The organism is Synechococcus sp. BDU 130192 (genome assembly GCF_963876085.1).
Taxonomy (GTDB): Bacteria; Cyanobacteriota; Cyanobacteriia; order Cyanobacteriales; family MRBY01; genus MRBY01.
The window spans coordinates 26,615-35,599 of sequence record NZ_CAWNNO010000013.1; the positions used below are offsets into that span (position 1 = coordinate 26,615).

Annotated in this window: 11 protein-coding genes and 1 tRNA gene; 5 read left to right on the plus strand and 7 right to left on the minus strand. The window is 49.8% G+C overall.

Annotation, left to right across the window (positions count from 1 at the left end):
- Positions 1–55: 55 nt before the first annotated feature.
- The 7 genes from AACT35_RS05895 to AACT35_RS05925 all read right to left on the minus strand — a co-directional run bounded on the left by AACT35_RS05895 (position 56) and on the right by AACT35_RS05925 (position 6,096).
- Positions 56–385, minus strand: coding sequence for a hypothetical protein (locus AACT35_RS05895; RefSeq protein ID WP_012307825.1), 330 nt, complete (start codon positions 383–385; stop codon positions 56–58).
- A gap of 133 nt (positions 386–518) precedes the next feature.
- Positions 519–591, minus strand: a tRNA-Arg gene (locus AACT35_RS05900).
- Positions 592–622: 31 nt separating this feature from the next.
- Complete coding sequence (locus AACT35_RS05905) at positions 623–2,299, minus strand: hypothetical protein (protein WP_099239195.1); 1,677 nt, start codon at positions 2,297–2,299, stop codon at positions 623–625.
- 74 nt (positions 2,300–2,373) lie between these two features.
- A complete protein-coding gene (locus AACT35_RS05910; protein WP_099239197.1) occupies positions 2,374–4,068 on the minus strand; it encodes a hypothetical protein in 1,695 nt (564 codons plus the stop codon).
- A 75-nt stretch (positions 4,069–4,143) separates the two neighbouring features.
- The gene (locus AACT35_RS05915; protein WP_099239199.1) at positions 4,144–5,121 is read right to left on the minus strand and encodes an ABC transporter ATP-binding protein; all 978 of its coding nucleotides are present in this window, start codon (positions 5,119–5,121) and stop codon (positions 4,144–4,146) included.
- A 193-nt stretch (positions 5,122–5,314) separates the two neighbouring features.
- A complete protein-coding gene (locus AACT35_RS05920; RefSeq protein ID WP_012307821.1) occupies positions 5,315–5,512 on the minus strand; it encodes a DUF2949 domain-containing protein in 198 nt (65 codons plus the stop codon).
- 446 nt (positions 5,513–5,958) lie between these two features.
- The gene (locus AACT35_RS05925; protein WP_157072221.1) at positions 5,959–6,096 is read right to left on the minus strand and encodes a hypothetical protein; all 138 of its coding nucleotides are present in this window, start codon (positions 6,094–6,096) and stop codon (positions 5,959–5,961) included.
- Between AACT35_RS05925 and AACT35_RS05930 the strand changes: the two genes are divergently transcribed.
- The 5 genes from AACT35_RS05930 to AACT35_RS05950 all read left to right on the plus strand — a co-directional run.
- Positions 6,095–6,436, plus strand: coding sequence for a histidine triad nucleotide-binding protein (locus tag AACT35_RS05930; protein WP_012307820.1), 342 nt, complete (start codon positions 6,095–6,097; stop codon positions 6,434–6,436). The two genes, AACT35_RS05925 and AACT35_RS05930, sit on opposite strands and share 2 nt — an antisense overlap.
- A 49-nt stretch (positions 6,437–6,485) precedes the next feature.
- Entirely contained in the window at positions 6,486–7,046 is a 561-nt protein-coding gene (locus AACT35_RS05935) for a gamma-glutamylcyclotransferase family protein (RefSeq protein ID WP_099239201.1), read from the plus strand.
- A gap of 42 nt (positions 7,047–7,088) precedes the next feature.
- Positions 7,089–7,577 carry an acyl-CoA thioesterase gene (locus AACT35_RS05940; protein WP_099239203.1) on the plus strand — a complete coding sequence of 163 codons (489 nt, stop codon included), beginning with the start codon at positions 7,089–7,091 and terminating at the stop codon, positions 7,575–7,577.
- 73 nt (positions 7,578–7,650) lie between these two features.
- Positions 7,651–8,637: a (S)-8-amino-7-oxononanoate synthase BioU gene (gene bioU, locus AACT35_RS05945; protein ID WP_012307816.1), complete on the plus strand. Its 987-nt coding sequence runs from the start codon at positions 7,651–7,653 to the stop codon at positions 8,635–8,637.
- 208 nt (positions 8,638–8,845) lie between these two features.
- On the plus strand, positions 8,846–8,985 hold a 140-nt coding region (locus AACT35_RS05950; protein WP_158227958.1), incomplete at its 3' end, for a helix-turn-helix domain-containing protein.

Sequence of the window (8,985 nt, forward strand, 5' to 3'; positions counted from 1 at the left end):
TGATAAAGCTTAAGATGTGACTCTGTAGCTCCCTGAGGGCTGAGCATGGGAAGCTTTAGTTACCACAGCAGCGGTCAATGCCCAGACTATCAAGGATTAAATCACTCACGGCATTGGCCACCGCAAATTCGCCATAAAACGATTCTTTAAAGTTAAAAGAGCGCATTTCTGTGACGATAGCGATCACGAGGGAACCAAGGTCATTTTCCCCTTCGAGACGTTGACGCACGTAAATTTCCCGGGCGCGATTGGCAATTTTTTCGTTGGCCGGTTCTGGTAAAAACTCCGTATCAAGCCAATGCTGTAGGGATTTTTCTAACCATTGTCCCTCAATGGCGGGATCAGTAATCGGTGGTAAGGTGATCGGCGGAATCGGTTCAGCCATATAAATTGCGGAAAAGGTGCACAGTAGCGGATTGACCCTCAGTATATCAATTTCCCTTAGACCTGGGGGCCTTTAAGAAAAACGACCTGCACCTTACGGAAGACAAGTCGTTAATGTTTTTTCTTTTTTTTCACGAGCACGGAGGGATTCGAACCCCCGACCCTCAGAACCGGAATCTGATGCTCTATCCACTGAGCCACGTGCCCATACAGGAATACAAGAATAACATGTTTTAGATCATTCGGTAGGGGTCGGCTGAAAAGTTTTCAGGTCGGATTGTCCGAGGCGTTGGATCTGTTGTTGTAGTCCCCAAAGACAGCCGAGAATCATGCCCCACTGGGCGATCGCACTCCAGATCACCATGCTGGGTACGGCTAGAGCAACGGCTCCGAGGGGAAACGCCGAAAAAAGACCAAGGGTAATGGGCAAGGTAAAGCGTCCATGGAAGACCATGAAGAGGATAAAAGGGACAACACTAGGCCCGATAACGGCAACCCCGACCCAAATAGCTCGTTTTTGACGACGGAGAAAGATCCATTGGGTCAAAATTCCGAGAAGGAAAAGGCAGCTCCCCTGAAGTCCTAAAGCTGTGATCACCAGCAATTTTTGGTTGGGCATGGGGGACAAGAGGACAATGGCCATTTGATAGCCCGTGGTAAGGAGCAACATCAAGGCGATCGCCCCTAGGGCCGGAGAGCGATCATCCCTGAAAAAAGCCCATGTAAACCGTCGGCGAGAAGCATTCTGGTGCCGAAATCTCGCCCAATCCTGTACCCGCTGCCGGGTCGGTGTTAACAAAAGAATTAACCCCAACATTACCACCCAATAGAAGCCTTGTAGGGTTTGAAAATTGGCAAACAGACGTTCGGGGCGATCGCCAGCCCAAACAAACCCAGTCATAAAAATCGTGCTGCTAACGGCGACCCCGCAGCCCATGGCTTTCGTGATCATCGTGGCCTGGGGATCATAAAAACGCCGCCGAATCCCTTGCCAAGCCAAGGCCCCTAAAAGAGCATAATGGATCGCCATAAACCCAAGGCCCCCCAGCCCGATCACCCAAAGGGAAGAGCCATAGCATTGGGTCTGAAACCAGTTATGGGGCAAGAAATAACCGATGGTTTCCGGGGCGAGGGAATTTTGGTCAACGAGGTAATAAAAGACATTACCTGGATAAAATAGCCGCACCCAATCAAAAGGGGTATAGCTGGGAAAATTATCCTCAAAACAAACCACAGACATCCCAAAAAGATAGAGGCCGAGGCCACCACTATAGAGCCAGGTGTGAAAGCCCCCCAACAGTTCACGACCCACGAAACTCCATAGAACCGCCCCCGTAAAGGCAGTTAAACTGGCGGCGATCGCCACCCCATAGAGCATCATTAGCCAACCCAAAGCAATGCCGCCTTGAAAACCGAGCCACAGGTGCCAGGGCAGAACAAAGGCTAAACCAAGATAGATGAGGCTAGGCACTCCCAACAGCTTCCCCAGCAAAATTTTTGAGACGGGTTGGGGACTGAGGCGCACAAAACCCAAAGTCCCCCGTTGTTCTTCCTTCGCGATATCGGCCCCAATTAAATGGGTACCAACCACCAGGAGAATCCCTAGGCCCACCAGAGTCAGAGCCATGAACACATCAAAATGCCATAACTGCCAGTTGATCAGCCAGTCGTTGCCATCCCTCAAACATTGATAAGTAGACCGCCAGTAGTCATCTTCCGGGCCGGTACAGTAACGGTTGTAGGGTTGATCAACCAGGGCATTTGGCAATTCCCCCAGGTAGACAAGGTACAGCAGGAATTGGGTAAAACTAGCGAAACCAAAGGCGATCACCACATTTTTACGGGTGAAGCGGCCTTTTAATTCCCGAAAAAGTTGGGGATTCCAATCACCGAGGGTGTTGAGGATTTTATCCATGGTTGATACCTGGGATTACGGTTCTTAGGGATGGGGTACCATCGCTCACTAACGAAATTCAAGGGAACTAGGGGTTAACCTGCTGGGTTCAGGGTTTGCTTTAGTTCTGAGGTGCCAAGCTGCTGAATCCGGCGGCCCACAACCCGATGCAGCACGGCGATCGCCCCCATTTGGCCCAAAATGGTGAGAAAAATGCTGGCTAAACTGGCGTTTTCAGTGGCCACCATCGGGATAATTGTCCAAAACCAAGGGGCCGCCTGTAATTCTGGGTTAACGCCATTAATACCGAGGAAAATGAAGGGCAAGATCACCCCACTGGTGACGAGAATCGTGGCGCCGATGCCTTGCCGCTTGCCTTTTTTCAGGAGTACCCGCTGGGCCACAACACAGAGCAGAACAACCATTAAGCCCTGCATCACCACCCCAAGCGCAAAGGAGATTTTGTAGGGAGAAGCGACAATCACAGCCACAGCCAAGGCGATCGCCCCGGTGACAATGGCAACATTCACCATCACCGCGCCAATGGCAGGACTTCGTTCCCCAAAGAACCAATCTTGCCATTCTCCTTTTTGGTAACGGCTCCAATCTTGGAGGGACTGGAACGACGGTGAAAGCACCGCCATCAGTGCAAATAAGTAACAACTACCGGCCAGGGAAAGCAGTAGAAAATTAAATAACCAATCGTTGTGGTCGGCGATCGTCCCCAGGGGAGCTTGCACCGTAAAGCCAAGCCCAAAAATGGTAAGCAACGCCGTTAGGCTATAACTCTGTTTCTTGCTAAGGAGGGTGCCATTGAGATAATGAAATTTCCGGCGGAACGCTTGGAGAAACCAGTAGATCCCCATTCCATAAAGCAACAGATAAATCAAACCGGCGATTGCCCCATTCTCCCAAAGATAAACCCGGAAAAAAGAAACATCGGCGAGGCTATCGTAGTTAAACGTGAGCAGTTGTTCCGCAGCGGCACTGGCTTGACCCAAATACACCAACATATGCAGCGGATTAAACAAATTGACGCCATCGATAAGATTGCCGACGTGGCTATTTTCCTGGAGGAGAAACGTCGTGCTCCCCATCATCAAGTAAAAAAGTCCCCCCGTCGCTAACCAAGCTTTCAGGGCGGGTTGGGTTGGATTCACCAAACTATAGAGCGCCGCACCACTATAGAAAAAGCCGTAACTAGCTGTTATCACACCGTAGAAAAGCAGGATTAACGGCAACGGAATGCCGCCCCTGAGTCCGGCCCAAAAGTGTAAGGGGAAAACCAAGGCCAGACCGACATAAATTAAACTTGGCACACCTAAAATCTTGCCAATGGCGATCGCCTGGGCCGACTGGGGACTCAATTTGACGAAGTTCAAAGTGCCTGCCTTTTGCTCTTTGCCCAAATCTTGGATTAGTAAATAAACGCCCCCCAACAGCGCCACGAAAAATCCCACCACACTGAGGGTAATAAATAGGTCAGTCCACCACAGGGGCCAATTTAGGTTTAAATTTCCCGCCGCATCAGCCACACAAAAGTTTTGGCTATGGATCAAATGGCTATTGGGATCAAAGTCTGCCGGGGCGCGACCGATGCAGTAATGGTTGGTGGTGCTAATCCCAGCACTGGGGAGGGCGATTCTCAGACTTAAATAAAATATTCCCTGCGTGAACAAAGAGGCGATCGCCACTAAACCGAGGGCTTTTTTAGACAGTCGGCCTTTTAGCTCCCGAAAAAGCTGAGGATTCCAGTCACCGATGCGGTCTAGCCATTGATGAAAAACCATGATGTTTTGGAGATAGGGATCAATAAACGATTAAAAAATGTGGGCAAACTTATAGATAAATTCAAACGGCCACTGCTAGGTTGTTTGTTGGTGGCCCAGCTTCAGGAAAATGCTTTCTAGATCCTCCGTTTTGCCATAAAACTCAGACACTGGAATTCCTGCGGCGATGAGATCTTTTAAAAGTGCCGTGCTTTCTGCGGGAGTTCCCGCAAATTCTACTTGCAAACGATTGGGGGCGCAGCTTTCCCAACTCCGAACCAGGGGCTGCTGCTTTAGTTCCCCCACGAGTCCGTCTAGGTTATCCAGGGTACTAACCACTAAATATTGCCGGGAGAGCCGCTGGTACAAATCCTCTAGGGAGGTACTCTCGACGAGATAACCCAATTCCATAATGCCCACAGAAGAACAAAGCTCTGCCAAATCACTGAGGACATGGGAAGAGATAAGGATCGTCATGCCAGCTTCCTGGAGCACCTTAATAATTTCGCGAAACTGCATCCGCGCAATCGGGTCTAAACCGGAAACCGGCTCATCAAGAAGCAAAAGCAAAGGTTCGTGAATAATGGTGCGGGCCAGGCTGAGACGTTGTTTCATCCCCCGGGAAAGGGTGGCAATTTTGTCGTCCCGCTTGTGGGTAAGTTGCACCAGCTCTAGGACTTCGCTTAAACGACGCCGACGACGGGGTTGGTGGAGATTATAAAGACGCGCGAAGTAGTCCAGATAATCCCAAACATTGAGGTCATTGTAGAGGGGGAAATCATCGGGGAGATAGCCGAGGCGTTGCTTCAGGTGAGGGTTACTGTCATCCCGCAGGAGGCGATCGCCATGGATATAAATTTCGCCGAGGGTGGGTTCCTCTGCCGTGGCCAGCATGCGAATTAATGTGGTTTTCCCGGCACCATTAGGGCCAATCAAGCCGTACACTTCCCCCGGTTGTACCTGAAGTTCCACATCACTCACAGCCACCTGTCGGTCAAACTGTTTCGTCAAATTAAAGGTGGCGATCGCCATTTGGTCAACGGGTGGCAATGATGCCGATTGCGCAGTAAGCATAGGCCTTGGAATTCTTAACCTAATTTGCCCCTAGCTTAACCACAGTTAACCGCCGCTGCCCTGGGCCGTTACAAAATTGAAACAGCATTTCCCCAAGGATTTTTTCACTAAAAAGCAGGCCCCACTCGTGCGAGAACCTGCATCACATATTATCCGTTGTGATTGGGTCAATCCAATTCAGCTTGAATTCTTTTTACGCTGTCTCCAGCCATTCATAAATGCGGTCTAACTGCTCTAGGGTCACCAGGCCATACTGCCACAGCACCATGGGTAAAGGATGATGGGCAGAGGTATTACTCCGATGGCGTTCCATCACAGAAATAGATTCCCCAGGGATAGCCAGTTCTTCTTGCAGGAAGTGAATAAATTTTGAGTAGGTGATCGGCGTCATATATGGTTTTGCGCTCCATAACTTATGGAAATTTCACTAATACTTAGCGGTGAGGGAGAGGAGGATATGCGTTGACTGGGGTGAGGGGAAAATTGAAATTATCCTAAAGGACTTTGAGACAAACAAACATTATCTTAAAGGTGAATTTTTGATAAGTCTGTAGTAGAGATCACAAGGGGTTAGATTTCGTCTAGGGAGATGGGAACTCAGTGAAAAAAAGGTGACCCACGCTCTGCTCATCAATACTCCAGCCTTTATAAGTTTCCCCGATTATAGGGAGTGTTTTTCCCTTGTGGTGTGCTGTTTCTGTTTTTGCAACCCCAGATTGGTTAGGATAAAAAGAACCAAATTTCACCGGCAAACCTAGAGGCCCTATTTAGGTCGATGGTGAACGAAAAAGTGGAACTGATAAGGTTAAGGCCCATATCCTACTGTGCTTTTTTGCATTAAGCAAGAATCTTAATATCTTTTTCGGTTTGTTTGCGGTAGCGGGGATTTGCTTCACTGAACTTAATACTCAAGCGCCCCAGGCGAGCAACCCGATAAAATAACTCCCCAGAGACTTTCACAAGGCGATAGCCCATGAGCGATACGATTTTTGGCAAAATTATTCGGCGAGAGATTCCGGCGGATATTGTCTATGAGGACGATCTAGCCCTGGCTTTCCGTGATGTCAACCCCCAAGCCCCTGTGCATATCTTGGTGATTCCCAAAAAGCCAATTCCCATGCTGACAGCGGCCGATGATACAGATCAAGCGCTTTTGGGTCATTTATTATTGACCGTTAAAAAGATTGCCCGTCAGGAAAACCTTGATAAAGGCTACCGTGTCGTGATTAATACCGGTGAAGATGGGGGCCAAACGGTGTTCCATCTCCATCTGCATCTCCTCGGCGATCGCCCCCTAGCTTGGCCTCCTGGCTAAATCCTTGTAGCGTAAACCCCAGGCTTTTATTCCCTTGAGGTAGCGGCCCATGTCCTTTGACCCTTCTGCGCCCCCTTTCCAAACCCACACAGCGTCCCAACCCCGCACCATCACCCACATAGACAGGGCTTTCTATTATTTCGCCTATGGGTCTTGTATGTGTCCTGTCGATTTGGCCCGCACCATCGAGGAGGATGCCCACCAATTCGTTGTGGGCCGGGGCATTTTACAAAATTATCGTCTGGCGTTTAATCGTCTTTCTCCCAAACGCAAAAGCTGTGGTGTTTTGGATGTGGTGCCCCACGCAGGCAGTCATGTGGAAGGCGTTCTCTACCATTTACCCTGGCGAGTCAGTGAAAAGCTTGATCTGCGGGAGGAAGTCCCTACCAATGGTTATCGCCAAACCCAGGTGACCGTTGAATGCCAAGGCCAGCGGTTCCCCTCGGTGCGTACCTACGTCGTCGTCAATAAAACGCCCCAGGAAGTTCCCCCAGACGATTGGTATTTTTATATTGTGATGCGGGGGGCAATGACCGCTGGCCTTTCCCGCGACTATTCTTGGCGATTGTTTAACCACATGAAACGTCTCCAACGGGGTCAGACCCTTTAAAATTTTTGATGCTGTGCGCTTAGGAAGAAGGATTGATATTTTATGGTTGCCCCTAAACAAGAAGAACTCCCCACAACGGCGATCGCCCGTTCCCCGACCTTACATGCCACCAGTGAACCCTGGTTTGACTATCCAATTACGGTTTATCCCCATCACACCGATTATGCTGGCGTCGTTTGGCACGGCACCTATATTAGATGGTTAGAGGAAGCCCGGATCGCCTGTCTCCAATCCATTGGCCTCGACTACGCCGATCTGGTTCAACTGGGTTGCGAATTACCCGTGATCGCCCTATCAACCCGCTACCATAGTTTTCTGAAGATGGGGATGACCGCGATTATCAAAACCCGCATGCAAGAAATGAAAGGCGTCCGTATGGAGTGGGACTACCGCATTGAATCCCCAGACGGGCAAGAACTGTACTTCACCGGTCAAGTGACCCTGGTTAGCGTTGACCGAGAAAAAGGCAAAATTATGCGCCAATTGCCACCCGCCGTGGAAGAAGTCTTCAAGAAAATTCGTGGGATTTAAGGCCATTTCTGCCGATAATAGACAGTCTATGCTGGACTAACAGACAAAATTTTGACGTTTATCGAAAATCACTATGAGTAATATTATTCGCGTGGGTGTCCTGGGCTTTGGGGGCCTCGGTCAAGCTGCAGCCCGATTACTAGCTCCAAAATCAGAAATGCGCCTCGTCGCCGCTGCCGACCATAAAGGTTATATCTATAACCCTGAAGGTCTCGATACCCAAGCCTGCATCAGCACTTACAATCAGCAGGGTTCCGTGGGTCATGTGCCAGAATATGGCGTCCTCAGTCAAAACAGTATTGCCGATTTGATCGCTAATGCTCAAGTGGATGGTTTTTTTCTCGCTCTGCCGAATTTACCCAACACGTTTATGGCTGATGTGACCCGGCAATTTATTGCTTCTGGTTGGCAAGGAGTGTTGGTGGATGCCCTGAAGCGCACCAGTGCGATGGAACAAATCCTCTCCCTCAAAGACGAGGTGAAAAATGCAGGTATTACCTACATGACGGGTTGCGGCGCGACGCCTGGTTTGTTGACGGCGGCGGCGGCGATCGCGGCCCAAAGCTATGCAGAGGTTCACAGCGTTAAAATCACCTTCGGGGTGGGTATTGCGAACTGGGAAGCTTACCGGGCGACCATCCGGGAAGATATTGCCCACATGCCTGGTTATGATGTGGACAAAGCGCGGGCCATGAGCGATGCAGAGGTTGAAGCCCTATTGGATGAAACCAATGGCATTATTTCCCTCGAAAATATGGAACATGCCGATGATCTCATGCTGGAATTGGCCGGGATTTGTTCCCGTGATCAAGTTAGTGTCGGCGGTGTGGTAGATACGCGCAATCCGAAAAAACCCCTCAGCACCAATGTGCAATTGACGGGCCGTACCTTTGAAGGCAAGATTGCGACCCATACGTTTACCCTTGGGGATGAAACTAGCATGGCCGCCAATGTTTGTGGCCCCGCTTTCGGTTATCTCAAAACGGGGGTTTGGTTGCAAAAGCAAGGTTTAACAGGCATCTTCACAGCGGCGGATATGATGCCCCAATTTGTGAAGTAGTTTCGCTTGGAGAATGACATTCCCACAAATCCTCCTGGGTCAGGGGGATTTTTTTTGCTTAGCTTAACAGCGGGGAAGCCCCGCGTTGTATGTGAAATATCAACGTCGGGATGAGGAGCGAGCGACTGACCAGCGGGAAGCAGCAAACTCCTAGTTAAGCGTCTTAGAAAAAGTGTGCGATTTCCCTAAGTCTTACTATGGTACAGGTATGATTAACCTGACTTACGAGTACAGAGTCTATCCGACTGCCGACCAAGCCCTTCAAATGGCTCAATGGTTGAACACCTGCCGCCGTGTGTATAATTACGCGCTGGCGGAACGTCGTGATTGGATTCAGGCCCGTAAGTG